This is a genomic window from Streptomyces drozdowiczii (genome assembly GCF_026167665.1).
In the GTDB taxonomy this organism is placed as follows: Bacteria; Actinomycetota; Actinomycetes; order Streptomycetales; family Streptomycetaceae; genus Streptomyces; species Streptomyces drozdowiczii_A.
In genome coordinates this window covers 4,550,303-4,576,346 of the sequence record NZ_CP098740.1, presented here as the reverse complement: position 1 = coordinate 4,576,346, position 26,044 = coordinate 4,550,303, and the positions used below count along the sequence as shown (strand labels likewise).

The 26,044-nt window shown below is 71.0% G+C and carries 25 protein-coding genes; 22 read left to right on the top strand and 3 right to left on the bottom strand.

The window, feature by feature from the left end; all coding sequences use genetic code 11:
* Positions 1 to 48 precede the first annotated feature (48 nt).
* The 16 genes from NEH16_RS20855 (at position 49) to NEH16_RS20780 (ending at position 15,511) form a co-directional block, all read left to right on the top strand.
* The gene (locus tag NEH16_RS20855; protein WP_265544291.1) at positions 49 to 1,149 is read left to right on the top strand and encodes a MinD/ParA family ATP-binding protein; all 1,101 of its coding nucleotides are present in this window, start codon (positions 49 to 51) and stop codon (positions 1,147 to 1,149) included.
* A 52-nt stretch (positions 1,150 to 1,201) separates the two neighbouring features.
* Positions 1,202 to 5,212 carry a type VII secretion protein EccCa gene (gene eccCa / locus NEH16_RS20850; RefSeq protein WP_265544289.1) on the top strand — a complete coding sequence of 1,337 codons (4,011 nt, stop codon included), beginning with the start codon at positions 1,202 to 1,204 and terminating at the stop codon, positions 5,210 to 5,212.
* Between the two features lie 162 nt (positions 5,213 to 5,374).
* Positions 5,375 to 5,707 carry a hypothetical protein gene (locus tag NEH16_RS20845; RefSeq protein WP_073965103.1) on the top strand — a complete coding sequence of 111 codons (333 nt, stop codon included), beginning with the start codon at positions 5,375 to 5,377 and terminating at the stop codon, positions 5,705 to 5,707.
* A gap of 60 nt (positions 5,708 to 5,767) precedes the next feature.
* Positions 5,768 to 6,088 (top strand): pore-forming ESAT-6 family protein, encoded by a 321-nt coding sequence (locus NEH16_RS20840; protein WP_073965102.1) that lies wholly within the window; start codon positions 5,768 to 5,770, stop codon positions 6,086 to 6,088.
* Positions 6,089 to 6,114: 26 nt separating this feature from the next.
* Positions 6,115 to 6,540 (top strand): DUF6507 family protein, encoded by a 426-nt coding sequence (locus NEH16_RS20835; RefSeq protein ID WP_265544286.1) that lies wholly within the window; start codon positions 6,115 to 6,117, stop codon positions 6,538 to 6,540.
* The gene (locus NEH16_RS20830; RefSeq protein ID WP_265544284.1) at positions 6,537 to 7,841 is read left to right on the top strand and encodes a hypothetical protein; all 1,305 of its coding nucleotides are present in this window, start codon (positions 6,537 to 6,539) and stop codon (positions 7,839 to 7,841) included. Before NEH16_RS20835 ends, NEH16_RS20830 begins: the two co-directional genes overlap by 4 nt.
* A gap of 14 nt (positions 7,842 to 7,855) precedes the next feature.
* Entirely contained in the window at positions 7,856 to 9,004 is a 1,149-nt protein-coding gene (locus NEH16_RS20825; protein WP_265544282.1) for a hypothetical protein, read from the top strand.
* A gap of 245 nt (positions 9,005 to 9,249) precedes the next feature.
* Positions 9,250 to 9,996, top strand: a complete 747-nt coding sequence (locus NEH16_RS20820; protein ID WP_265544280.1) for a hypothetical protein — start codon at positions 9,250 to 9,252, stop codon at positions 9,994 to 9,996.
* A 62-nt stretch (positions 9,997 to 10,058) separates the two neighbouring features.
* A complete protein-coding gene (locus tag NEH16_RS20815; protein WP_265544279.1) occupies positions 10,059 to 10,190 on the top strand; it encodes a hypothetical protein in 132 nt (43 codons plus the stop codon).
* 60 nt (positions 10,191 to 10,250) lie between these two features.
* Positions 10,251 to 11,114: an immunity 49 family protein gene (locus NEH16_RS20810; RefSeq protein ID WP_265544278.1), complete on the top strand. Its 864-nt coding sequence runs from the start codon at positions 10,251 to 10,253 to the stop codon at positions 11,112 to 11,114.
* A gap of 84 nt (positions 11,115 to 11,198) precedes the next feature.
* Complete coding sequence (locus NEH16_RS20805; protein ID WP_265544277.1) at positions 11,199 to 12,062, top strand: immunity 49 family protein; 864 nt, start codon at positions 11,199 to 11,201, stop codon at positions 12,060 to 12,062.
* Between the two features lie 406 nt (positions 12,063 to 12,468).
* Positions 12,469 to 12,807, top strand: coding sequence for a hypothetical protein (locus NEH16_RS20800; protein ID WP_265544276.1), 339 nt, complete (start codon positions 12,469 to 12,471; stop codon positions 12,805 to 12,807).
* Between the two features lie 64 nt (positions 12,808 to 12,871).
* On the top strand, positions 12,872 to 13,162 hold the full coding sequence (locus NEH16_RS20795; RefSeq protein ID WP_265544275.1) for a hypothetical protein: 291 nt from the start codon (positions 12,872 to 12,874) through the stop codon (positions 13,160 to 13,162).
* Positions 13,163 to 13,198: 36 nt separating this feature from the next.
* Positions 13,199 to 14,043, top strand: a protein-coding gene (locus tag NEH16_RS20790; protein WP_374215614.1) for an IS5 family transposase whose coding sequence is annotated in 2 segments (ribosomal slippage) — positions 13,199 to 13,538 and positions 13,538 to 14,043 — 846 coding nt in all. Because the reading frame shifts where the segments join, the coding sequence is not laid out codon by codon here.
* Between the two features lie 143 nt (positions 14,044 to 14,186).
* Positions 14,187 to 14,591, top strand: a complete 405-nt coding sequence (locus NEH16_RS20785) for a hypothetical protein (RefSeq protein ID WP_265544273.1) — start codon at positions 14,187 to 14,189, stop codon at positions 14,589 to 14,591.
* Positions 14,592 to 14,713: 122 nt separating this feature from the next.
* Entirely contained in the window at positions 14,714 to 15,511 is a 798-nt protein-coding gene (locus tag NEH16_RS20780) for an immunity 49 family protein (protein ID WP_374215645.1), read from the top strand.
* A gap of 21 nt (positions 15,512 to 15,532) precedes the next feature.
* Here NEH16_RS20780 and NEH16_RS20775 read toward each other — a convergent pair whose 3' ends face one another.
* Positions 15,533 to 16,321, bottom strand: coding sequence for an Imm49 family immunity protein (locus tag NEH16_RS20775; protein WP_265547289.1), 789 nt, complete (start codon positions 16,319 to 16,321; stop codon positions 15,533 to 15,535).
* A gap of 355 nt (positions 16,322 to 16,676) precedes the next feature.
* On the opposite strand from NEH16_RS20775, the gene NEH16_RS20770 reads away from it, so the two are divergent.
* From NEH16_RS20770 to NEH16_RS20760, 3 genes are all read left to right on the top strand, one after another.
* Positions 16,677 to 17,834: an acyl-CoA dehydrogenase family protein gene (locus tag NEH16_RS20770; RefSeq protein ID WP_073965096.1), complete on the top strand. Its 1,158-nt coding sequence runs from the start codon at positions 16,677 to 16,679 to the stop codon at positions 17,832 to 17,834.
* Positions 17,835 to 17,853: 19 nt separating this feature from the next.
* Entirely contained in the window at positions 17,854 to 18,726 is an 873-nt protein-coding gene (locus tag NEH16_RS20765; RefSeq protein ID WP_265544271.1) for an acyl-CoA thioesterase, read from the top strand.
* A 76-nt stretch (positions 18,727 to 18,802) separates the two neighbouring features.
* Entirely contained in the window at positions 18,803 to 19,774 is a 972-nt protein-coding gene (locus NEH16_RS20760) for a cation diffusion facilitator family transporter (protein ID WP_199879050.1), read from the top strand.
* 25 nt (positions 19,775 to 19,799) lie between these two features.
* Here the strand turns inward: NEH16_RS20760 and NEH16_RS20755 are convergent, their stop codons facing one another.
* The gene (locus tag NEH16_RS20755) at positions 19,800 to 20,579 is read right to left on the bottom strand and encodes a phosphatase (RefSeq protein ID WP_073965093.1); all 780 of its coding nucleotides are present in this window, start codon (positions 20,577 to 20,579) and stop codon (positions 19,800 to 19,802) included.
* A gap of 52 nt (positions 20,580 to 20,631) precedes the next feature.
* The gene (locus NEH16_RS20750) at positions 20,632 to 21,258 is read right to left on the bottom strand and encodes an SACE_7040 family transcriptional regulator (protein ID WP_073965092.1); all 627 of its coding nucleotides are present in this window, start codon (positions 21,256 to 21,258) and stop codon (positions 20,632 to 20,634) included.
* A 118-nt stretch (positions 21,259 to 21,376) separates the two neighbouring features.
* Between NEH16_RS20750 and NEH16_RS20745 the strand changes: the two genes are divergently transcribed.
* Genes NEH16_RS20745 through NEH16_RS20735 form a run of 3 tightly spaced genes read left to right on the top strand, consistent with a single transcriptional unit; the run spans position 21,377 to position 26,044 of the window.
* Entirely contained in the window at positions 21,377 to 22,984 is a 1,608-nt protein-coding gene (locus tag NEH16_RS20745) for a carboxyl transferase domain-containing protein (RefSeq protein WP_073965091.1), read from the top strand.
* A gap of 7 nt (positions 22,985 to 22,991) precedes the next feature.
* The gene (locus tag NEH16_RS20740; RefSeq protein ID WP_265544270.1) at positions 22,992 to 25,088 is read left to right on the top strand and encodes an acetyl/propionyl/methylcrotonyl-CoA carboxylase subunit alpha; all 2,097 of its coding nucleotides are present in this window, start codon (positions 22,992 to 22,994) and stop codon (positions 25,086 to 25,088) included.
* Positions 25,085 to 26,044 carry a hydroxymethylglutaryl-CoA lyase gene (locus NEH16_RS20735; protein WP_265544269.1) on the top strand — a complete coding sequence of 320 codons (960 nt, stop codon included), beginning with the start codon at positions 25,085 to 25,087 and terminating at the stop codon, positions 26,042 to 26,044. The genes NEH16_RS20740 and NEH16_RS20735 overlap by 4 nt, the downstream gene beginning before the upstream one ends.

Here is a 26,044-nt window from a genome sequence, read left to right as displayed (position 1 = left end):
CACCGATACGGGCCCGGCGGGGCATCGAAGCGGCGAAGAAGGGCAGACATGCCGAACGCGGACCACAACTGGCAGGGCGACCTCCTGCGCGACCTGAAGGGGCCGGGCCCGGCCGAGGCCCCGGAGGCCCCGCGCCCCGCCGTGCCGCCCGCACGGACGGAACCCGAGCCGCGGCCCGCGCCCGCCCCCGCCGCGCGGTCCTGGCCCGGGACGCCCGCGCCTCCCCCCACCCCCGACTCGCTCCCCGTCCTCGACAAGGCGATGACCGCCGTGGCCCGGCGGCCGGTGCGCGGCGAGGCCGTCGCCGTACGGGCCGCGCGCGCCGTGCGCCGTATCGTCTCCGGGTCCGCCGCCCGGGAGGTCGCCGCGCTCACCCGTACCGCCGAGGTGCTCCAGCAACCGGTGACGACGGGGCGGCAGATCGCGGTCACCTCCATCCGGGGCGGCGCCGGCAAGACGACGGTGACCGCGCTGCTCGGCACCACGTACGCGCACTACCGGCAGGACCCCGTGCTCCTCGTGGAGGCCGACCCGGCGCTGGGCTCGCTGCCGCTCCGGATGGGCGCCGAGGCGCTGCGGTGGACCACGGCCGACCTGGCGGACATCGCCGCGCCGCAGATGTCGCTGCTCGACATCACCGGCTATCTCGTCCAGCTCCCGGACAACGCCTGGCTGCTGCCCGGCAGCCAGGGCCGGATCGGGGCCATGGTCGACACCGTCACGTACGAACGGGTGATGGTCGCCCTGCGCCGCTACTTCGGGGTGACCGTGGTGGACTGCGAGACGCTGCCCGCCGAGGTCGCCCGGGTCGCCCTGTCCGCCGCGCAGGCCCGAGTGCTGGCCGCCCCCGCCACGCTCGACGGCGTGACCAGCACGTACGCCGTGCTCCAGTGGCTGCGGGCGCTCCCCCCGCACGTCATCGAGGGGACCGTCGTCGCGCTCTCCGTGACGACCCCGCGCCCCGGCATCGACATCGGCGCGGCGGCCGAACGCCTCGCGACGACCGGCGCCCGCGTCCACGTCCTGCCGTACGACCGGCACCTCGCGGCCGGCGGACCGCTGCGCACCGAACTGCTCGCCCGCCCGGCCCGGCTCGCCGCCACCCGCCTCGCCGCCGAGGTCTTCGAGCTGTCCCAGAAGCGCCGGTGACCCCGGTGCCGAGCCCGTACGCCGACCCGGCCGACCTCCCCGGACGGAGCCGATGAGCACTCGCCTGATCCACCGCCCCGCCCGCACCACGCGCCCGCCGGCGCCGTCCGAGCCGCGCACCATCGAGGCGCCGCCCAACCTGCCCGAGGGCAAGTCCGGGAACATCGCGATGTCGCTGCTCCCGGTCGCCGGGGTCATGTCGTCCGTAGTGATGATGACGGTGGTCCGCAACAGCCAGTTCGCCGGGCTCGGCGCGATCATCCTGGTCGTCACGGTCATCGGCTCGGCGGTGCTGCTGCTCTCCCAGCGCGGCAAGGCGCAGCGGACCCGCCGCACCCAGCGCGAGGCGTATCTCGCCTATGTGGAGGACCTGCGCGAGGAGTTGTCGGCCGAGGAGCGGGTCCGGCGCGAGCAGGCGGACGTGCTGAACCCGTCCCCGTACGCCCTCTACGACATCGTGCGCGACCCGGCCCGCCTCTGGGAGCGGCGCAGGGCCGACGACGACTTCCTGCGGATACGGGCCGGCACGGGCGAGATGCCGCTGCGGGACCTCCGGATCGGCGAGCAGGGCTCGTCCGTCCTCACCCCGCCCGACCTCTTCATGCTCAACGAGGCGTCGGCCGTGGTGAAGCGGTTCCGCAACGGCACCGAACTCCCCCTGACCGTCCCGCTGGACCGGGCCGGGAACGTCAGCGTGATCGGTCCCCGCGAGGACGGCCTGCGGGTGGTGCGCGCCCTGCTCGTCCAGGCGGCGGCCCTGCACGCGCCGGACGACGTGGCGATCGCGGTCGCCGCCTCCGGTGAGCGCATGGCCGATTGGGAGTGGGCGAAGTGGCTGCCGCATCTGCTCGACCCCGAGCAGTCCGACGGCCCGGTCGCCGCCCGCCGCATCGCCCCCTCCGCCGCCCGGCTGGCCCGCCTCCTCGGGCCCGAGCTGCGCCGCCGCGCCTCGTACGCGGCCGAGGTGCGCCGGGGCCTGGCCGGGCGGGACGCGCTCGCGATGAACTCCCGGCTGCTCGTGGTGGTCGACGGGCACGGCGAGGACGCCGTGGACCTGCCGCGCCCGGACGACGCGGTCGGGCTGCGCGAGATGGGCGTGACCGTGGTGCACCTGCTCGACCGGCGGGTCCAGGAGCCGGACCACGTCAACGTCCGCCTCACCGTGGACGGCACGGACGTGGTGGTGGAGGACCTGCGGGCGGCGGAGACCGTCGCGTCGCACGGCACGGTGGACGAGGTCGGGATGCCCTTCGCGGAGGGCCTGGCCCGGATGATCGCGCCGCTGCGGCTGTCCGCCGAGTCCCTGGCCGACGCGCCGCTGGCCGGGCCCGTCGAGTTCGCCGCGATGCTCGGCGTCCAGGACGTGGCGGCGCTGGACCTGGACCGGCTGTGGGCGCCGCGCGGTGAACGGGCCTTCCTGCGGGTGCCGATCGGGATCAGCGACGCGCACGAGCCGGTGCTCCTGGACCTCAAGGAGTCCTCCGAGCTGGGCATGGGCCCGCACGGGCTGTGCGTGGGCGCGACGGGCTCCGGCAAGTCGGAGCTGCTGCGCACCCTCGTCCTCGGCCTGGCGGCCACCCATCCGCCGGAGGACCTGGCGCTCGTCCTGGTCGACTACAAGGGCGGCGCCACCTTCGCCCCGTTCGCGGACCTGCCGCACGTGGCGGGGGTCATCACCAACCTGGAGAACCAGGCGGGCCTGGTCGAGCGCGTGCACTCCTCGCTCGCCGGTGAGGTCAAGCGCCGCCAGCAGGCCCTGAAGGACGCGGGCAACGTCGCGGACATCGGGGACTACACGGCGCTGCGCGCGCAGAAGCGGCCGGACCTGGACCCGCTGCCGCACCTGTTCGTGGTGATCGACGAGTTCGGCGAACTCCTCACCGCCAAGCCGGACTTCATCGACCTGTTCCTGTCCATCGGCCGGATCGGCCGCTCCATCGGCGTGCACCTGCTGCTGTCCAGCCAGCGCATCGAGAGCGGCAAGCTCAAGGGCCTGGAGACCTACCTCTCGTACCGGCTCGGCCTGCGCACCTTCTCCGCCGACGAGTCGCGGATGGTCCTGGACACCACGGACGCCTTTCACCTGCCGCCGCTGCCCGGCTTCGGCTTCCTCAAGGTGGACACCAGCCACTACACGCGCTTCAAGGCGGGTTACGTCTCCGGCGCGTACCGGGGCCCCGTGCGGAGCGCCGACGAGGAGGAGACCGGGCCGCTCGCCCTCCCCTACGAGGCGTACAACACCCTCGCCGGGCCGGACAGCTCCCCGCAGGACCGCGAGCCGTCCGCCCGCCGCCGCGAGACCGGGCCGACCGAACTCGCGGTGATGGTCGGCCAGCTGACCGGTGCGGCGCCCGGGGTACGCAGCATCTGGCTGCCCCCGCTGCCCCCGGCGATCACCCTGGACGCCGTCGCCGGACCGCTGGACGCCGGGCCGCGCGGGATGCGGCTGACCGGGGTGCGCCCGGACGCGGGCCGGCCGGGCACCCGGCAGCGCGGCCCGCTGCTCGTACCGCTCGGGCTGCTGGACGACCCGGCCAAGCAGTGGCAGGGGCAGTGGCTCCTCGACCTCACCGTGGCCGGCGGGCACGCGGCCGTCATCGGCGGCCCGCAGTCCGGCAAGACGACGCTGCTGCGCACCCTGGTCCTCTCCCTCGCGCTCACGCACACCCCGCAGGAGGTCGGCGTCTACGGCCTCGACCTCGTCGGCGGCGGCCTCCAGGCCCTCGCCGAGCTGCCGCACGTCGGCGGTGTCGCCGGCCGCGCCGACCGGGAGCGGGCCGCGCGCACGGTCGAGGAGGTGCGCGCGATGCTCACCCTGCGCGAGGAGCTGTTCCGGGAGCACGGCATCGACTCCGTCGAGCAGCTGCGCACCCTGCACGCGGCGGGCCGCCTGCCGGAGCTGGCGTCCGCCGAGATCGTCCTCGTCATCGACGGGTTCGGCGCGCTGCGCGACGACTTCGACGAGCTGGACGACGCGGTCGCGGACATCCTCAAGCGGGGCGGCGGCTACGGCATCCACGTCGTCGCCGGGATGCTCCGGTGGAACGACGTGCGCATCGCGATCCAGTCCAACTTCGGCACCCGGGTGGAGCTGCGGCTCAACGACCCGGGCGAGTCGAGCATCGACCGCAAACTGGCCGAGACCCTCTCCCCCGACGAGCCGGGCCGCGTCCTCACCGACGGCAAGCTCTTCGCCCAGGTCGCCCTGCCCCGCACCGACGGGGTCGCGGAGACGGCGGAGCTGGGCGCGGTCCTCGAACGCGCCACGCGCACGGTCCGGGCCACCTGGCACGGCGAGGTCGCCCAGCCGGTACGGGTGCTGCCGCACCTGCTCGAACCGCATCTGCTGCCCGGCCGGGCTGCGGAGCCGGAGCGGGTGCCGCTGGGGCTCGACCAGTCGGCCCTGGCGCCCGTGCTGCTCGACCTGTTCGGCCACGACCAGCACCTGCTGGTGCTCGGGGACAGCGAGTGCGGCAAGACGAACCTGCTGCGGGCGGTCGCGCAGGGGCTCGCCGACCGTTACGGCGAGGACGACCTCGTCTTCGCGGTGATGGACCCCCGGCGCTCGCTGCGCGGGGTGGTCCCGGAGGAGCTGAACGGCGGTTACGCGTACAACTCCAAGCTCTGCATGGGCCTTTCGGCCGCCATCGCCTCCGAGCTGGAGAAGCGGCTGCCGGACGAGAACGCCCGCCTGGAGGACCTGGAGCCGGGCAGCTGGGGCCAGGGCCCGCGCATCGTGGTCCTGGTGGACGACTACGACGTGCTGACGACGGCGGGCCAGTCGCCGCTGGCCGCGTTCCTCCCGTACATCCCCTCCGCCGTGGACATCGGCCTGCACTTCGTGCTGTCGCGGCGCGTGGCGGGGGCGGCGCGCGGGATGTACGAGCCGGTGGTGCAGAGCCTGCGGGAGTCGGGGGCCTCGGCGCTGGTGATGTCGGGCGACCGCAGCGAGGGCCAGCTCTTCCCCGGCGTCTACGCCTCCCAACAGGCGGCCGGACGTGGGGTGTTCATCCAGCGGGGGCGCCCGAACCGGCTGACGCAGACGGTGTACGTACCGCACTGACGTACCGCTTCGCAAAGCGCGGCCGGCGGGCGCGCCGGTCGACTCGCCCGGTCACCGCGACGATATGGCCGATTGCAGATTGCAGTAGCGACGCGCGGATTGATAGACATGAGGCTGGGACGGATACATCCGTTCGAGGTTCCGACGCATGGGGGGAAGCCGATGAAGTTCGACATGGGGTCCACGGTCCTGTCGACGCTGCTCAAGCACTCGCAGGGCTCCAGCACCGATCTGGGCACGCTGATCCGGCAGTTGATCGCCGCGGCGGAACCGCTGGAAGGCAAGTTCAACGGCGCGGGCAAGATCGCCTTCGACGACTTCAAGAACCGCTCCGACGAGATCACCGCGGCGCTGAACGCCTCGCTCTCCGGCATCCTGGGCGGCCAGCAGGGCATGGACGCGGCGTTCGGTTCGGGCGAGCAGGAACAGGGCGAGAACGCGCGTACGCAGATGGCTTCGGCCAACTTCGACGCGGCCCGCTTCGGCGGCCGCTGAGCCGGCCCGACCGGCACTTTCGACGCATCCGTACACATTCCTGACGGGGAGACAAGAGTCATGGCGGGACACGGCGGCAACACGGACCGGCGGTCGTACGACACCGGCGCATCCACCGAGGTGCAGGGCAATCTCCAGACGGTGATCGCCCAGCTCGAACTGGTCATCACGGCGCGGGACGGCCAGGTCAAGGCCGCGATGGCCGACTTCACGGCGGACGGCGTGGCCGACGATTACCACGGCAAGGAACTCCGCTGGCAGGCGACCTCCAAGGAGGTCAAGAACATCATCCACCTCCTCCGCTCCACGCTGGTGGAGAACGACGGCACGGCCCACCAGACCCTGGCCCGCGCGAAGGCGGCCGTCGACAACATCGGCTGACGTTCAGGACTCCGGGGGGGCGGCCGGTGACGGCTTGGGACATCAAACCGCAGGGCGTGCAGGGGCAGTTGAAGAAGGTCAGCACGCACGCCGGTGACCTGGAGAAGGCGTTGAACGCCATGGTCACCGCCATGTCGGAGGCGGCGACGCACGCGGGTACGGCGGTGCCGGGCTCGGCGGCGTCGCTGCCGGTGGCCGGTCCGGTGGCGGTGGGGGCGGAGCCTCTGTCCCACCCCACCCTGGGGCCGGTCGCCGCGGCGCTGGGCACGTACGTCACGGAGCGGAAGCCGCAGCTGAAGTCGATGGCGGAGCGCATCCAGGCCGCCGTGGTGGGCGCCGCGACGGCGACGAGCGAGTACGTGGAGGGCGACCTCGACACGGCCAAGCGGGCCCAGGACGCGGCCAAGTCCGTCCGCCTGGACGTGCTCAAGGACATCCGGGCGGGCAAGTGAGCAAGAACGAGGCGGTCACCCCGTCCGGCATACCGGTCTTCACCGGCAACCTCGCCCTGCTGGACACCAGCGTGACCACGCTGACGAAGAGCGGGGCGTCGACCGCCACCGCCGCCGGTGACGTCCACAGCAGCTTCGGCGGCCTCCAGGCGTTCTACAAGGCGCCGGAGGCCGACCAGCTGTTCGCCACGACGAAACCGGTCGCGGACCGCGGGACCTCGCTGAAGTCGGAGCTGGAGACGATCACGGCCGCGCTCTCCACGTACGCGACCGACGCCGCCCCGCTGGTCGAGAAGCTGCAGGAGCTCAAGCGCGAGGCCGAGTCCTTCGTCGCCCGGATCAGGGACGACGACAAGTGGCGCGAGGACGGGGACCTGGTCGAGGAGAACAACCGCCGCCACGACGAGATCGCCGAGACCTGGGCGGCGTTCCAGGCGGTGGAGCGGGCCTGCCACGACAAGATCGTCGCCCTGGTCGGCGGCCCCGCGCTGAAGACGGACGACGGCTCCGGCAAGAAGGGCACGTACGGCTACGACGCCGAGACCCTCAAGCACGCCGAGGGCCTGCCCTGGGGCGACCCGGTCCAGGAGTCCAAGCCCTGGTGGCAACTGCACGAACACGCCTGGGACTTCGTCAAGGGCTTCGTCGTCGACGGCGTCTGGGGCACGATCAAGGGCCTGGGCACCCTGGTCGGCACCGACGGCTGGGACTCCGCGAAGCAGGCGTGGTCGGGCCTGGGCAAGCTCGCCACCGGTGTGGCGATCTCCAGCACACCGCTGGCCGGCCTGTACTGGGGCCTGCCGGACGACAAGCTCCCCTCCTACCTGCGTGAATCCCGCACGGCGATGAAGGAGACCGGCAAGGCGCTGCTGGCCTGGGACCAGTGGAGCGAGAACCCGTCCCGGGCCACGGGCGCGGTGGCCTTCAACGTCGTCACGACGGTGTTCACCGGCGGCGCGGGCGGCGCGGCCTCCGGCGCCGGAAAGGCGGCCGTCGCGGCGAAGGCCCTGTCCACGGTGGGCAAGGTGGGCCGGGTCGTGGACCCGATGACGTACGTCTTCAAGGGCGCGGGCATGGGCCTGACGAAGATCGGCGACGGCCTGGCGGCGCTCAAGGGCCTGGGGCAGTTCGAGATACCCGCCCTCCCCGAGGGCGCGATCACCCTCCCGGAGGGCGCGTTCAAGCTCCAGGACGGCACCCTGCACCTGCCGGAGGGCGCGGCGGTCCCGGAGGCCGCGTTCGAGGTCCCGAGCCGCGCGGTGAAACTCCCGGACGGCGCGGAGATCCCCCGGGCGCGATAGACCTGGGCGACGGCGTGGTCCGCCTCCCGGAGGGCGTACACGCCCCGGAGGGCTCCCTCCGCATCCCCGAGGGCACCCTCAAACTCCCCGAGGGCACGACGGCCCTCCCCGAGAACGTACTCAAGGGCACGGACGAGGCCGGCAACACGGTCTACCTGGACCGCCCGGGCAACGTCCTCTCGGAGGACGGCACCCTCCTCCAACACCACTCGGCGGCCCGCCAGGAGGGGGCGGGGGCCCGGGCTTCGGCCTCGCCGGAAGAGGCGCTGGTCGGCTCCCGCGCCGGGGGGCATGCATCGGACGGACATACGAGCGGCCACGGACCGGACGCGCACACGAGCCACGAGACGCTGGACGGCGGCCACCACGGTGGCCCCGGCGGTCTTGATGAGGGGCATTCCGGCGGCCGCGGCGGAGGGTCCGACGGAGGCAGCGGCCATGGCGCCGACGGCGACTACGGGCCCTCTGATCCCGCAGGCTGGAACAGGCCGCCCGACGACTCCGGGCCCTTCCCGCGAGGCGGCGAGACGGAACTACAGATCCGCAGTCAGCTGCGTGGAACGAGGGTCAAGCCGGGGGACGTGGAGAAGATTCTCCAGAACTTGGCCACACATCCCGCCGGCAAGGAACTCGCCGACACCATCGCGTCCGGCCGTTTCAGAGATGCCGCGAATTTTTCGGATGTGGTATCCAATATCTCCCAGTACAGAATGATCCCCGGCTGTCGAGAGCAGATCCGTCTTGCCAATCGACTTTACGATTCAGGCCTGACCGACATTGCGTTCGAGATCAAACGGGGTGGGCACGAGATCCGCCCGGGGGTCTTCACTGCCGAGGGAACCGACCTCGATCTGATGGCACGCGACGCGAACGGCAACGTGCACGGGTGGCAATTCAAGGACATGACGAACGCCGACTCGACTCCATCGCCACGCAAGGTCGTCGACAAGATATTCAAAGAAAGACCGCAGCTCAGCGATTCTCACGCCGACGTACAGACCTTCGTGGTCGACACAAAGGTGCCAAGGGATGAGATGGTGACCCAGATCGACCGACTCCAACGGGGTTACGAGGGTTACAACATCCAGTTCGTCATTCGCACACCGGACGGAATAATCTTCGTTCCACGCGGCGGAGAGTTCATGCCAGAGGAGATGCTTTGATTGCCAGCACCCCTGTCGCCCGCTGGACCTGGGGGCGTAGCGACGACAGCGGGGACGACTTGGCGCTGTGTTTGCGCGACGCGCTGACCGCACGCTCCGTCCTTGCGACACATGGGCTCGCTGCCGCCGACACGGTGGTGCGCCTGTCCGTGGCTGAGCGAGGAGACCCACGGAGTCGTTTGTTCCGGGGCGAGTTGAGAACGTCGGACGATCTGGGGGATTTCACCGAAACTGTCAGGGCCCATGTGGGCGACCGCCCAGCCGGCCCCGTGGACGCCGCCGTGCGGTGCGACGGGCTGCTGGCGTCGGCCGAAGGAGACACGCTTCAGCACGGCCTGTTCGAGCTCAGCGCCTCGGCGTACGCCGGCTTCGTATCCGTGGAACTGCTGACGCTCCACGACGCCTGGATGCCGTACGACCTCAAGGGACGCAAGCAGGGCGCCGGCTACCCGGCGAACTGCGCCCGCCTGGCCGCCGCCCTGCCCGCACTCGCCGATGCCCTCGGCTCCGAGACCGATCCGGACGACCGGAGCCCCTTCTCCAGACCGACCACGACCGGCATCGAGAATGTCTACGAGGAGGACGGGACCCCGTCCGACGTGTGGGCCACCTTCGAGATCCCCCGTCGGTACGACAAGTTCACCCACGCACCCGGGTTCGGCCGCATGGGGTACCAGCGCTCCGCAGAGGGCGAAGTCCAGTACGTGCCCGTGCTCGGTGAGCACGGGCTACTGGGATACCTCTGGGCCTCCGACGCGGGGGGCGCGGCGAGCTTCGAGCCGCGGGATGTCGGCGACGACGAGACATACCACGCCGGACTCCGCTGGCTGGACCGCCTACGCACCGCCCACGACGAGGGCCTGACGCCTTCCGAGGCCCTGCGGCGGATGGCAGGGCTCCCGGACGTGGACGGTGCGGGGCGCGTCGACACAGCCGCGCCTCCGCGCCGCACCGGCCTCGACGCCCTCCGGGAACTGGCCGCCGACCTGTGACCGAGCGAGGCTGCGCCGCACGCACAACTCCCGGGCTCGGGCCCTTGCCCCGCTGCTTGACCGTGGCCTTTTCACGCTGTGCCGGCGATCCTCAGGGCGAGAAAATCGAGATCGGCTGTGCGATCGAAGTCGAATCCGAGTATCTGCTGAAGGAACTGCTGCAGTTCGGCTGGTCCGGTGAGATCGATACCTGAGCACCACCAGTCACACGACTCGCCAGTTCGCCAGTTCGGCATCCGCAGGGGGACTCTTTCATGACGACAGCCATTACCCGCCACGACCTCCAGGGAGGAGCCGAAGCGGAGTCACTGGCCAACCGGCTGAGCGAGCGCCTGGTCGAGGAAATCAACGACCTGGAGGAGTCAGCAGCCCTGCTCGATTTCACGTTCGGTTCCTCCATTCTGGGCTTCCGGGCCCGCTGTGCCATCGATCCGCGGGCCTCCAAGGTGGAGACGTGGGAGGCCACGGTCAACGCCATGCAGGTCAGCTCGGCGCTGTTCGCCGCGAGCGTGGTGAACGAAGGAACGGTTGAGTGCCGGATCAACCGGAAGCTGCGCACCATCCCCGCCGCCGGCTCCATGGTCCTGGCCAACGCGGGCAATTGGCTCTCTGCTTTCTGGCTCGCCGTCATCTGCCGTGACCAGGAACGCATGACGCTGCTTAGCGAGATCCCGCTGGAGCGGCTGCGGTCACCTCAGGGGCAGTACGACGAATACATCTACCACTGGGTCGACACCCTCCAGACCTGGTGGCTCCGCGGCCCCGGTCTCGCCGACAAACTCATCGCCACCATCGAGGCATCCGACCCGTCCGTCGCCCAGATCGCCCCCCGCGACCTCATGGACGGCATCCTCTACCCACCCATCAACCTCTTCTACCACTACGTCCGCCAAGACCGAGACGGCTTCGCCCCCGCCCTGGCAGACGCGCTGAAGCTCCATAAGGCGTACTGGACACTGACCGAGGACCGGACCACGGACATCGACGGCAGCATCGCCTTGGGTCCCCTCGCCATCGCCTGCCTCGCCTACGACGCCGACTTCCCCCTCGACATCGAATCCGACTACCTCCCCACACACCTCCTCCAGCGCACCTGGATCGGCGAATTCCCCACCTGACAACGCCAACCGACCCAGAGCGCATCCGACGGATGTACCGTTCATCTCGATACTCCACTCAAAAGGCGACGTCAGGGAACCTTCGTGACCGTGACCATCCCTCGCCATGGCGGGCCCGGGCCCGACGACGAAGGCTTTGCACGAGCCGTGACCGAGGAAACCATCAAGCAGATCTCCTCGATCGAGCGGGCGCCGCACATGCTCGACGCCCTGTGGAACTCCGTGCGGACGTGCGTCGGCGCCCGTTCGACGGTCGACCCCACATGCTCAGGCATCGAAACCTGGGAAGCCGTGGTGAACGCCACGCAAGTGGGATCGGCGATCTTCCGCGCCGCCACTGCCACGGGTGACACCTTCGAGTGCCGCATCCATCACGAGACGCGCACGCTCCCTGTCACCGGCCCCAGGGTCCACACCAACGCGCCCTCGTGGATCGACGCCTTCTACTTCGCCGTCATCTGCCGCGACCAGGAACGGCTGACCGAACTGTGCGAGGTGCCCATGGCTGTGCTGCGTGCCTCTGGTGCGCAGCACGACGAATACCTCTACCACTGGGTGGCAACGTTGCAGGCGTATTGGTCACGTCAGCAACCCGCAATGGTCGAGGCCCTCACCGCAGCCTTCCGCACCTCCCACCCGGACATGACCGAAATCGCCCCGCGAGACTGGCTGCAGAACATCTCGTACCCACCGATCAATCTCTTCTACCGGTTCATCAAACATGACCACGCCGGTTTCAACGCCGCCCTCGCGGAAGCGCTTGAACTTCACAAGAGGTACTGGACAGAGGACGAGGACCGCGAGGAGAGCATCGAGGGCCTGTGGGCCATCGGTCCACTCGCCATGGCGTGCCTCGCCTACGACGGCGACTTCCCCGTCGACGTCGAATCCGAATATCTGCCTCAGCATCTCCTCCAGCGCAGCTGGGTCGGAGAGTTTCCCGTCTGACGCTCCGTGCGGACCGTTTCACCGCGCCCGGGAGGAATACCCATGCTCGCCAGCACCCCTGTCGCCCGCTGGACCTGGGAACGTAGCGGCGACAGGGGGACGACTTGGCGCTGCGTCTGCGCGACGCGCTGACCGCACGACCTGTCCTCACAGCACATGGGCTCGCTGCTGCCGACGTGGTGGTGCGCCTGTTCGTGGCTGAGCGAGGAAGGCCAAGGAGTCGTTTGTTCCGGGGTGAGTTGAGAACATTGGACGATCCGGGGGATTTCACCGGAACGGTCAGAGTCCACATGGGCGACTGCCCAGCCGGCCCCGTGGACGCCGCCGTGACGATCAGAGCCATCTCGCCAGGCCGACTACGACCGGCGCCGATAACGTCTACGAGGAGGACGGGACCCTGTTCGAAGTGTGGGCCACTTTCGAGATCCCCCGTCAGTACGACGAGTTCACTCACGCCCCGAGGTTGGGCCGCATCGGCTACAAGTGCACGGCGGAAGGCGTAGTCCAGTACGTGCCCGTGCTAGGTGGGCACGGGGTGCTGGGGTACCTCTGGGCTTCCGACGCGGAGAACGCTGCAGGCTTCAAGCCGCAGGACGTCGGCGACGACGAGACGTACCACGCTGGACTCCACTGGCTCGACCGCCTGCACACCGCACACGACCAGACCCTCGCTCCGGCCGAAGGCCTGCAGCAATTCACCGATGGCCTCCCCGCGGGGGCCACGCCCCCGGCCGCATGCGCCTAGGCCGTTTCGTTTGGATCAAGGGTCGGGTGCTGAACCGGTCGTTCGTGGGTGGCAGTCTGGGGCGATGAAACCCTGGACCACCTTCACCGAGGATGACCTGCGGCGTCTGCTTAATGAGTGGGATCCCATCGGCGTCGCTGATGATGTGCAGGACGAGTACGACTGCATGATCGCTCCCTTGTTCCAGCGGCTCCTTTCCGGTGCCGGCCGGACCGAGGTGGGTGAGTTCCTGCGGCACGAGCTTGAAGATCACTTCGGCCTTGACCCTCTGGGCCTGCGGCCGGACACAATGGCCGCCCGCGTGGTCGACTGGTGGAATTCGGCTGGCCCGGCTGCTGACGTGGCTGGTGCATAGCCGCTCCCTTCCGATCGCCTGATCGTTGGTCTGGGTATGCCGTTGACTGACGCGCAGTGGGCGCGGATCGAGCCGTTGCTCCCGGATCGGACGCCGAGGCGGGGTGGTCGATGGCGGGAACACCATGAAGTGATCGACGCGATCGCGTGGAAATTCCAGACCGGATCGCAATGGATTCACCTCCCCGAGAAGTACGGCAACTGGCGAGGGGTCTACAACCGGCTGCGAATGTGGGCCGTCGACGGCACCTGGGAGCGGGTCTTCACTACGCTCATCGCACAGGCCGACGCCAAGGAGGACCTCAACTGGGCCGTCTCAGTGGACTCCACCATCGTGCGCGCACATCAGCACGCGGCAGGGGCGCGCAAAAAAGGGCTCCGGCCGGAGAACCGGAAGACCATGCCATCGGCCGGTCCCGCGGCGGACTGACCACGAAAATCCACCTTGCGTCCGATGCCCACTGCCGGCCTCTGGCTTTCCATCTCACCGCTGGACAAGCAGGCGACGCGCCCGCCTTCACGCACGTCATGGCCCGCCTTCGCGTTCCCCAGCGGCGAGGTCGGCCCCGCACCAGGCCAGACATGGTCCTGGCCGACAAGGCGTACTCCTCCCGCGCGATTCGCGAGCACCTGCGCAAGCGCGGAATCCGGGCGGTAATCCCCATTCCTTCCGACCAGCGCGGCCACCGCCTGCGACGCGGCAGCCGGGGCGGCAGGCCACCCGCCTTCGACCGCGAGGCGTACAAGCAGCGCAACACCGTCGAACGCTGCATCAACCGCTTGAAGCAATGGCGGGGCATCGCCACCCGCTACGAGAAGACAGCGACCGTCTACTTGGCTGGACTGCACGTCGCAGGCATCTTCCTCTGGTCCGCCAGGTGATCCAAACGAAACGGCCTAGGCGCCCTCCGGGAACTGGCTGCCGACCTGTGAGAGAGCCTTCGGCAGGAACCGACCCCTGGACCGACACTCCGGAATCCGGCTCTTACGCCTCCGAGTGGGCCGTCGGCATGCACCGCCACGCCGTGGGCATCGCCGCAATGCTGGGCCTGAGCGAACAGCGGCACATGGAAGACCCTCTGATTCCCCTGCCGGGCCTCCAGAACTATGTGGACCGCCTTCCGCTCGCAGAGTTCGAGCAGTCGGACTGGATCACCCTTCACACGGACCTGACCGCTTACCTGGGAGACTTCACGGTCCTGCGGCATGAGGCGACCTGGGTCGATGCGGAGGACTCCACGTCTCCCGCCGGGCACCGGTGGTTCATCGAGGCGACCGGCCTCGACGGGAACCGCTATCGCGTAGAGCCGTACGACGTCGCCATGGAGGAATTCGAGCATCTCCCCATCGAGGTCGGGCGATTGATCGCAAACGCCGAAGCAGTGTTGCACCTGACGCCCTCACCCGGCGCGCAACGCCCGAGCCTATAGCTCCCCGAGGGCGGCGCCGACAGACGATTCGACATCAGCAAGGGGACCCTTCCGTGACCACGATCACCATCGCCCGTCATGACATGTCCGCGAGGTGTGACCAGAAACAATTCGTGGCCGACTTGGAGGAATACCTGTTCGAGGACATCGACGAGCTGGCCAGAAGCTCCAAGCTCATCGATGCAACCTTCAACACCTCCGTGATGGGACTGCGTGCCCGGTGCCTGATCGATCCCGAGGCTGCTGCAATCGAGACATGGGAGTCGGCGGTCAACGCCCTGCAGATGGGCTCGGCACTGTTCGCCGTCGCCGGTGCCGGCGAGGGAACCGTGGAGTGTCGGATCAATCACAAGCTGCGGACCATCCCGGCCCCCGGTTGCAGGCTGGTGGCCGGCGAGGGTGCCTGGCTGACCAGTTTCTGGCTGGCACTCATCTGCCGCGACCAGCCACGCCTGACCCAGCTCAGCCAGATCCCGCTGGAACAGCTGCGCTCACCCCAGGCTCTGGCCGATGAATACCTCCACCACTGGATCGACACCCTCCAGACCTGGTGGCTTCGCGGCCCCGGCCTCGCCGACAAGCTCATCGCCACCATCGAGGCCTCCGACCCGGCCGTAACCCAGATCGCACCCCGAGACCTGATGGACGGCGTCCTCTACCCGCCCATCAACCTCTTCTACCACTACGTCCGCCAAGACCGAGACGGCTTCGCCCCCGCTCTCGCCGACGCGCTGAAACTCCACAAGGCGTACTGGACACTGACCGAGGACCGGGCCACCGACATCGACGGCAGCATCGCCCTCGGCCCCCTCGCCATCGCCTGCCTCGCCTACGACGCCGACTTCCCCCTCGACGTCGAATCCGACTACCTCCCCAAGCACCTCCTTCAGCGCAGCTGGCTCGGCGAATTCCCCACCTGACACCGCAGACGGGCGAACGCGCTATTCCCCGGGACGCTCGAAGAGTTCCGCTCCCGAACGCAGCGCGGCGACCATGTCCGCCCGGCTTGCGGGATCGCTCGTCTTGCGGCCCGTGACCACGGCGCGGGGAAGGTAGTCGCTCTCCTCGGCAGGGGTCCAGCCCCGGCGGCGGTACGCCAGTGCGGCGAGCGCCAGAGGGGGGAGCGGCAGGAGGGAGCTGGGGTGCGTACTGACCTCGCCGAACGACCTGTACGTGAGCAGCAGTTGGCTCAGCGCCGCGTCGAACGCCTCCCGGTCCCCGGCCGCAAGCGCGCGCAGCGCCAGGAGGGCGAGGTAATCGGGGCGCCCCCCGACGTCGCGCCCCAGCTCGGCGCCGAACGCGCGGATCCGGGCGAGCCCGCCGTCGATCGCCCCGAGCACCTGCGCCTCCGTGGGCGGGTAGTCCGCGTCGTCGTCGCCCAGGTCCCCCAGTACGTACGCCATGAGGCCGTCCGCGAGCGCGTCCACGGGGAAGCGGGCCTCCTCCTGAGGGTTCCGCGCGTGGTAGAACGCCTCCCGGTGGCCCTCGACCGTACCCGTGAGCACCGCCAGGCAGAACGCGTCGAGCCAGTCGGACATCCCGAGGGAGACGGGGCTTCCGTCCGCACCCGCGTCGTAGGACACCCCGAAGTTCACGTAGTCGAGGAAGACCGTGAAGGGATGGCCCGGGAAATACGCGGCGAAGGCGACAGCGCCGCTCGCCGCCTGCTCGGCGGCCCGGAGGACGAATTCCGCCTGCGGGGTGTCGAGCGCGGGGTGGCTGACGGACAGCGCACCGAGGTGGTCCAGGAACTCCCCGCCAGCAGAGACCAGTCGTTGGCGGTCATCCGCTCCGAGGACAGACTCCGCACCAGCCCGCCGATCCGCCCCTCGAATCCGTCCCGAGCAGCCGAGACGCGTGCCTCGTCGATTACATGCCGCTCGATGTGCACAGCTCCACCAGTTCGTCTCGCTCGTGTCCGGCCGGGCGCAGGTCGCGCATCACCCTACCGACCGACCGCCCCCGCGTGCTCAGCATCACCCTGGACAGCCCCATGACCGCCGGGTAACTTTTAACCATGGCTGAGCAAGCGCTTAGCCATGCTCCAGAAGACGTAGCAGTCGCAGCCGACCAGGGAGGCACCCCGTGCGCCGTACGGTATTCAACGAGGACCACGAGGCGTTCCGGGAGACCATCCGGGCCTTCATCGCGGCCGAGGTCGTGCCCGTGTACGACGAGTGGTTCGCCGCCGGGCAGGCGCCCCGCGAGTTCTACCGGCAACTCGGTGAGCTGGGCGTCTTCGGGATCAACGTGGACGAGGAGTACGACGGGGCGGGCATCGACTCGCACAAGTACGAGGCGATCATCTACGAGGAGACCGCCCGGGCCGGCGTCTCCTTCGGCGGGTCCGGCGTGCACACGCTGCTCGGCCTGCCGTACATCAAGATGCTCGCCACCGACGAGCAGAAGAAGCGCTGGCTGCCGAAGTTCGTCACCGGCGAGGAGATGTGGGCCCTCGCGATGACCGAGCCGGGCACCGGGTCGGACGTCGCGGGCATGAAGACCACCGCCAAGCTCTCCGAGGACGGCACGCACTACGTCCTCAACGGCGCCAAGACGTTCATCACCGGCGGCGTCCACGCCGACCGCGTCATCGTCTGCGCCCGCACCTCCGCCCCGCGCGAGGACGACCGCCGCTTCGGCATCTCGCTGTTCGCCGTGGACACCAAGTCCGAGGGCTACTCCATCGGCCGCAAGCTCGACAAGCTGGGCCTCAAGGTCTCCGACACCGCCGAGCTGGCGTTCGTGGACGTCAAGGTGCCCGCCGAGGACCTGCTCGGCGAGGAGAACAAGGGTTTCGGCTACCTCGGCACCAACCTGGCCTCCGAGCGCTGGGGTATCGCCTTCGGCGCGTACGCCCAGGCCGCCGCCGCCGTGCGGTTCGCCAAGGAGTACGTCCAGGAGCGCACCGTCTTCGGCAAGACCGTCGCCTCGTTCCAGAACACCAAGTTCGAGCTGGCCGCCTGCCAGGCCGAGGTGGACGCGGCCCAGGCCGTCGCCGACCGCGCCCTCGAGGCGCTGGACGCCGGTGAGCTGACCGCCGCCGAGGCCGCCTCCGCGAAGCTGTTCTGCACCGAGGTCGCCCACCGCGTCATCGACCGCTGCCTCCAGCTGCACGGCGGCTACGGCTTCATGAACGAGTACCCGATCGCCCGCCTGTACGCGGACAACCGCGTCAACCGCATCTACGGCGGCACCAGCGAGGTCATGAAGTCGATCATCGCCAAGTCCATGGGCCTGTAGGGACCGCGTCCGCACAGCCATGAGCACCGCACTCGATTCCCTGCTCGATCTGCTCGACCTGGAGCGGATCGAGCAGGACATCTTCCGGGGCACCAGCCGCTCGGCGGTCGTGCCCCGGGTCTTCGGCGGACAGGTCGCGGCCCAGGCGCTCGTCGCCGCGGGCCGCACCGTCCCCGCCGACCGGTCCGCCCACTCGCTGCACGCGTACTTCCTGCGCATGGGCGACCCCGGCGCGCCGATCGTCTACACCGTCGACCGCATCCGCGACGGCCGCTCCTTCACCACCCGCAGGGTCGTCGCCGTCCAGCACGGGCAGCCGATCTTCCACCTCTCCGCGTCCTTCCAGACGTACGAGGACGGGCTTGAGCACCAGGCGGCCATGCCGCCCGCGCCCGACCCGGAGACGCTGCCCACCGCCGCCGAGATGCTGCCCCGCTACGCCGACCGGTTCAGTGACCCGGGCATGGTGGACCGGCTGGTCGAGGCGCGGGCCGCCGTCGATCTGCGGTACGTGGACGCGCCGCCGTTCGGCACGGTCGGCGAACCCCGCGAGCCCAGGTCGCAGGTCTGGTTCCGTACCAACGGCAAGCTGGCCGACGACCCGCTGCTGCACGTCTGCATGGCCACGTACGTCTCCGACATGACGCTGCTCGACTCCGTGCTGCTCGCCCACGGGCGCGGCGGCTGGGCGGTCGGGGACGTCGTCGGGGCCAGCCTGGACCACGCCATGTGGTTCCACCGGCCGTTCCGCGCCGACGAGTGGCTGCTGTACGACCAGGAGTCGCCGTCCGCGTCCGGCGGGCGCGGCCTGGGCCAGGCCCGCATCCACACGCAGGACGGCCGCCTCGCGATCACCGTCATCCAGGAGGGCGTGGTCCGGGTCCCCCGGTGACGGGTCCCGGTGACGGACCCCGGTGACCGGCCGCGCGTCGGACATGAGTGGGCCGGACGCGGACATACTCACCGGCATGACTGACGCGAAAAGCAGTGGCGGGGGGTCCACGTTCACCGTCGTCGTCGCGGCGCTGGCCAATCTGGGCATCGCCGTGGCGAAGGCGGTCGCCGGGCTGATCAGCGGGTCGAGCGCGATGCTCTCCGAGGCGGCCCACTCGGTCGCCGACACCGTCACGGAGGTGCTGCTGCTCACCGCGCTCAAGCGCAGCGAGAAGCCGGCCGACGACGACCACCCGCTGGGATACGGCCCCGAGCGGTACATCTGGGCGCTGCTGGCGTCCGTCGCGACCTTCGTCGGCGGCGCGGTCTTCTCGATCTACGACGGGGTGCACACCCTGCTCGCGGGCGAGGACCTGGGCAGTCCGCTGCTCTCGTACCTGGTGCTGGTGGTGGCGTTCCTGCTGGAGGGCTTCTCGCTGCGGACCGGGCTCAAGCAGGTCCGCGAGGAGGCCGATGAGCTGGGCGCGCCCGCCCGGCACTACTTCCGGCGCACCCCGGACACGGCGGTCAAGGCCGTCGTGATGGAGGACTCGGCGGCCCTGCTCGGCCTGCTGCTCGCGGCGGGCGGGCTGCTCGGCGGCCAGCTGACCGGGTCCGGGGTGTGGGACGGCATCGCCTCGCTGCTCATCGGGGCGCTGCTGGTGTACGTGGCGTGGGTGCTCGGCAAGTCCAACGTCCAGCTGCTGATCGGGCGCCCGGTGTCCCGGCCGATGCGGGACGGCATCCGGGAGGAGCTGCTCGGCGTCGACCACCTCATCTCCGTACTGGAGCTGACCACGCTCATCCAGGGCCCGGACGAGATCCTGGTCGCCGCGAAGGTCGACTTCCGGGACACCGTCACCGCCGAGGAGGTCGAGACGGCGTGCGAGGAGGCCGAGCGCCGGCTGCGGCAGCGGTACGCGTCCATCAAACGGGTGTACCTGGACCCCACGTCGGGCCGCGAGGCGCGCCGCCGGGCCCGCGCGGCGGAGGAGGAGGGGCCCTGAACCCCGACCGCCTGAACCCCGACCGTCAGAGCAGCCCCGCCGCGTCCAGCAGGTAGTCCGTCATCGGGTCGTAGAAGCGCGGGTCCAGGACGTGGTCGTCCAGCGGGACCGCCACCTGGAGGGTGCCCTCGGACTCGCCGAGGAACAGCGCGGGGTCGTTGCAGTCCGCGTACCCGATGGCGTCCAGGCCGCGCTGCGCGGCGCATCCGGCCCAGCCGTGGTCGGCGACGACCAGGTCGGGCAGCGGGCGGCCCTCGCGTTCCAGGCCGTCGAGGATGGCGGCCATCGGGGCCGGGGAGTGGGTGTGCCAGAGTGTCGCGCCGCGCTCCTGGACGGCGACGTCCGCGAACTGGAAGACCATGCCCTCGTCGGCCATCAGCCCGCCCGGGATGCGTACGATCTCGCAGCCGGCCGCCCGCAGCGCCTGCGCCGTCTGGCGGTGGACGTCGAGCAGGCCGCCGGGGTGGCCGGTGGCGAAGAGGACCCGCTCGGCGCCCTCGACGGCCTTGCGGAGCCGGGCGGCGGCCCGCTCCAGGGCGTCGACGGTCAGCTCGGGGTCGATGGTGTCCTGCCCGAAGCGGTGCTCCGGATCGTCGCTGACCCCGCACCGCTCGGCCATCACCGCGAGCACGTCCTGCTCGTCGCGCCACCGGTCGCCCAGCTCCAGGCCCAGCCAGTAGTGCCGGTCCCCGTTGGCCAGGCTGCGGTAGTGGGCCAGGTTGTTGTCGCGCGGGGTGGCGACGTCCCCCGCGATGCGCGTACGGACGAGGTGTTCGACGAGGGCGGCGCGGCTGGGTATCGGCATGGGGCCATTGTGCCGTGGCGCGTGCCCGGCGTCCCGGCCGTCCGGAGGCCGGTCAGTCCGCCTGCCGCTCCCCCGCCGCCGCGAACGCGCCCCGGGCCAGCCGGTGCAGCAGCGCCGCCGTCTCGGTGCGGCCGGGCAGCGCTCCGGGCCGCCCCAGGTGCGGGGTGGAGTTCAGCAGCCCGAAGACGGCGTGGACGGCGGCGCGGGCCTCGTGTTCGGGCAGGTCCGGGTAGAGGTCGCGGACGACGGCGACCCAGACCTCGACGTACTGCCGCTGGAGCCGGCGCACCCGCTTGCGGTCGGTGTCCCGCAGGCGGTCCAGCTCCCGGTCGTGCAGGGTGATCAGGGGGCGGTCGTCGAGGGCGAAGTCGATGTGGCCCTCGATGAGCGCGTCCAGCAGGGCCTCGGGCGATCCGTCGCCGGAGGCGGCGTCCTCGGAGACCCGGAGCTCGCCGCCGGCCAGCAGGCGTTCGCTGATGCCGACGAGGAGCTCGGCGAGCATCGCGTCCTTGCCGGGGAAGTGGCGGTAGAGGCCGGGGCCGCTGATGCCGACGGCGGCCCCTATCTCGTCGACGCCGACGCCGTGGAAGCCGCGCTCGGCGAAGAGCCGGGCGGCCTCCCGGAGGATCTGCTCGCGGCGGGTCGGGGCCGCGACGCGGGCGGCGGCATGGGTGCTCATGAGCAGCCATTCTAGACAGGCGGGTTAGCGCTCGTTAACCTGTGACCACGTTAACGCTCATTAACACGGTGGCGTTGGCGATCGGAACGGCGCGGTACGGGCAAGGGGGCTCGACACGATGCAGCAGGCACCGGTGCTGACGAGCGCGGCGGATCCCGCCTCGGCGGCCTGGCAGGCCAACGAGGCGGCGCACCACGCGCTCGCCGACGAGCTGCGCAAGCGGCTCGCCACGGCCAGGCTCGGCGGAGGTGAGAGGGCCCGCGCCCGGCATGTGGCGCGCGGCAAGCTGCTGCCCAGGGAGCGGGTGGACACCCTGCTCGACCCGGGCTCGCCCTTCCTGGAGCTGGCCCCGCTGGCGGCCGAGGGGCTCTACGGGGGCGCGGCGCCGGCCGCCGGGGTGATCGCCGGGATCGGCCGGGTCAGCGGCCGGGAGTGCGTGGTCGTCGCCAACGACGCGACCGTCAAGGGCGGCACGTACTACCCGATGACCGTGAAGAAGCACCTGCGGGCCCAGGAGGTGGCGCTGGAGAATCGTCTCCCCTGCCTCTATCTGGTGGACTCGGGCGGTGCCTTCCTGCCGATGCAGGACGAGGTCTTCCCGGACCGCGAGCACTTCGGCCGGATCTTCTACAACCAGGCCCGCATGTCGGGCGCCGGCATCCCGCAGATCGCGGCCGTCCTGGGCTCCTGCACGGCGGGCGGGGCGTACGTCCCGGCGATGAGCGACGAGGCCGTCATCGTCCGGAACCAGGGCACGATCTTCCTGGGCGGCCCGCCGCTGGTGAAGGCCGCCACCGGCGAGGTGGTCACGGCCGAGGAGCTGGGCGGCGGCGAGGTGCACTCCCGTACGTCGGGCGTCACCGACCACCTCGCGGAGGACGACGCGCACGCGCTGCGGATCGTCCGGAACATCGTGGCCACGCTGCCGGACCGGGGCGCGCTGCCCTGGTCGGTGCGGCCGGTCGAGGAGCCGAAGGTGGACCCGGCCGGGCTCTACGGCGCGGTCCCGGTCGACTCGCGCACGCCGTACGACGTGCGCGAGGTGATCGCCCGGGTGGCCGACGGCTCGCGGTTCGCCGAGTTCAAGGCGGAGTACGGCCAGACGCTGATCACCGGCTTCGCGCACATCCACGGCCACCCGGTCGGGATCGTCGCCAACAACGGCATCCTGTTCTCCGAGTCCGCCCAGAAGGGCGCGCACTTCATCGAGCTGTGCGACCAGCGCGGCATCCCGCTGGTCTTCCTCCAGAACATCTCGGGCTTCATGGTCGGCCGGGACTACGAGGCCGGCGGCATCGCCAAGCACGGCGCGAAGATGGTCACCGCCGTGGCCTGCACCCGGGTGCCGAAGCTGACCGTGGTCGTCGGCGGCTCCTACGGCGCGGGCAACTACTCGATGTGCGGCCGGGCCTACAGCCCCCGCTTCCTGTGGATGTGGCCCAACGCGAAGATCTCCGTCATGGGCGGCGAGCAGGCCGCCTCCGTCCTCGCCACGGTCAAGCGCGACCAGCTGGGCGACGACTGGAGCGCCGAGGACGAGGAGGCCTTCAAGGCCCCGATCCGCGAGCAGTACGAGACCCAGGGCAGCGCGTACTACGCCACCGCCCGGCTCTGGGACGACGGGGTGATCGACCCGCTGGAGACCCGGCAGGTGCTGGGGCTCGCCCTGACCGCGTGCGCCAACGCGCCCTTGGGCGACGCCGGCTTCGGCGTCTTCCGGATGTGAGGAAGAGATGACGATGTTCGACACGGTCCTCGTCGCCAACCGCGGCGAGATCGCGGTCCGGGTCATCCGGACCCTGCGCGAGCTGGGCGTGCGCTCGGTCGCCGTCTTCAGCGACGCGGACGCCGACGCGCGGCACGTACGGGAGGCCGACACGGCGGTACGGATCGGCCCCGCGCCCGCCTCCGAGAGCTACCTCGACGCCGACCGCCTCCTGGAGGCCGCCCGCCGCACCGGCGCGCAGGCCGTCCACCCCGGCTACGGCTTCCTCGCGGAGAACGCGGCGTTCGCCCGCGCGTGCGCGGAGGCGGGGCTGGTCTTCATCGGGCCGCCCGCCACCGCGATCTCGCTCATGGGCGACAAGATCCGGGCCAAGGAGACGGTCTCGGCGGCGGGCGTCCCCGTGGTGCCCGGCTCCTCCGGGAGCGGCCTGAGCGACGCCGAGCTGGCGGATGCGGCGGCCGGGATCGGCATGCCCGTGCTGCTGAAGCCCTCGGCGGGCGGCGGCGGCAAGGGCATGCGGCTCGTCCGGGACGCGGCGCTGCTCGCGGACGAGATCGCGGCGGCCCGGCGCGAGGCCCGCGCCTCCTTCGGCGACGACACACTGCTGGTGGAGCGGTGGATCGACCGGCCGCGCCACATCGAGATCCAGGTCCTGGCCGACGCGCACGGCAACGTGGTGCACCTGGGCGAGCGGGAGTGCTCGCTCCAGCGCCGCCACCAGAAGATCATCGAGGAGGCGCCGTCCGTCCTGCTGGACGAGGCGACCCGGGCCTCGATGGGCGAGGCGGCCGTCCAGGCGGCCCGCTCCTGCGGGTACGTCGGCGCGGGCACGGTGGAGTTCATCGTCCCGGGCAGCGACCCGTCCTCGTACTACTTCATGGAGATGAACACCCGGCTCCAGGTCGAGCACCCGGTGACCGAGCTGATCACCGGGCTCGACCTGGTGGAGTGGCAGCTGCGCGTCGCCTCCGGTGAGCCGCTGCCGTACGGGCAGGACGCCATCGCGCTCACCGGGCACGCCGTGGAGGCCCGGGTCTGCGCCGAGGACCCGGCCCGCGGCTTCCTGCCCTCCGGCGGCACCGTGCTGGCGCTGCACGAGCCGCAGGGCGGCGGGGTCCGCACCGACTCGGGGCTCGCCGAGGGCGGCGAGGTCGGCAGCCTGTACGACCCGATGCTGTCCAAGGTCATCGCGTACGGCCCCGACCGGGCCACCGCCCTGCGCCGGCTGCGGGTGGCCCTCGCGGACACGGTGGTCCTCGGCGTCCCGGTCAACGCGGGCTTCCTGCGCCGGCTGCTGGCCCACCCCGCCGTGGTGGCGGGCGAGCTGGACACCGGCCTGGTGGAGCGCGAGGTGGCCGCGCTGGTCCCGGACGGCGTGCCGGAGGAGGTGTACGCGGCCGCCGCCCTGCTGCGGCAGCACACCGCGTCGGCCGCCGCCCGCCCCGCGCACGGCGCCTGGGCCGACCCGTTCTCGTCGGGCAACGGCTGGCGGCTCGGCGGCGCTCCGGCCCGGACGGTGCTCGACTTCCACATCCCGGGCCACGACCCGGTCCAGGTGGGCCTGCGGCCGTGCGGCGGCGGGGACACCGAGCTGACCTTCGGCCATGTCGGCGAGGGCGCGAGCCCGCCCGCCCCGGAATCGGGGTCCTGCGGACCGCTCGGACCGCTGCCCGGTACGGCGGAGAAGGCCAGGACCCTCGCGGCCGGTGACGGCCGGATCGCGTTCGAACTCGCCGGGGTCACGCATGTGTTCGCGTACGCGGTCTCCCCGGAGGGGCACTGGCTCGGCCGGGACGGCGACAGCTGGCACGTCCGGGACCACGACCCGGTCGAGGCGTCGCTGACCGGCGCCGCCCGCTCCGGCGCGGACACGCTCGCCGCGCCCATGCCCGGGACGGTGACCGTGGTGAAGGTCGCCGTCGGGGACGAGGTCGCCGCCGGGCAGAGCCTGCTGGTGGTGGAGGCGATGAAGATGGAGCACGTCATCTCCGCGCCGCACGCCGGCACCGTGACCGAACTCGACGTGACCGCCGGGTCCACGGTGGCCATGGACCAGGTGCTCGCCGTGGTCGTGCCCGCCGCCGGTGCCGGGGAGGACGCATGAGCACCGACGCCCGCGCGCTGCCGATGACGGTGCCCGCCGACGGGCTGCCCGCCCGGGTCCGCATCCACGAGGTCGGCGCCCGCGACGGCCTCCAGAACGAGCAGGAGGTCGTCCCGACCGAGGTGAAGGCGGAGTTCATCCGCCGGCTCGCGGTCGCCGGGCTGACCACCATCGAGGCCACCAGCTTCGTGCACCCCAAGTGGGTGCCCCAACTCGCCGACGCCGAGCAGCTGTTCCCGATGCTCGGAGACATCGCGGACGTCGGTGACGTGGCGCTGCCGGTCCTCGTGCCGAACGAACGCGGGCTCGACCGGGCGCTGGCGCTCGGGGCGCGCGGGATCGCGGTGTTCGGCTCCGCCACGGAGACGTTCGCCGCGCGCAACCTCAACCGCACGGTGGACGAGTCGCTGGCGATGTTCGCGCCGGTGGTGGCCCGCGCCAAGGCCGAGTCGGTGCATGTGCGCGGCTACTTGTCGATGTGCTTCGGGGACCCCTGGGAGGGCGCGGTGCCCGTCCCGCAGGTCGTCCGGGTCGCGAAGGCGCTGATGGACCTCGGCTGCGACGAGCTGTCCCTCGGCGACACCATCGGCGTCGCCACCCCCGGCCACGTGACCGCGCTGCTGACCGGGCTGAACGAGGCCGGGGTGGCCACCGACGTGATCGGGGTGCACTTCCACGACACGTACGGGCAGGCCCTGTCCAACACCCTGGCGGCGCTCCAGCACGGCGTGTCCACGGTGGACGCGTCGGCCGGCGGCCTCGGCGGCTGCCCGTACGCGAAGAGCGCGACCGGAAACCTCGCCACCGAGGATCTCGTGTGGATGCTCGACGGCCTCGGCATCGAAACCGGGGTCGACCTCGACGAGCTCACCGCCACCAGCGTGTGGCTCGCCGGACACCTGGGCCGACCCAGCCCTTCCCGTACCGTCCGCGCCCTGTCCCACAAGGAGCAGTGA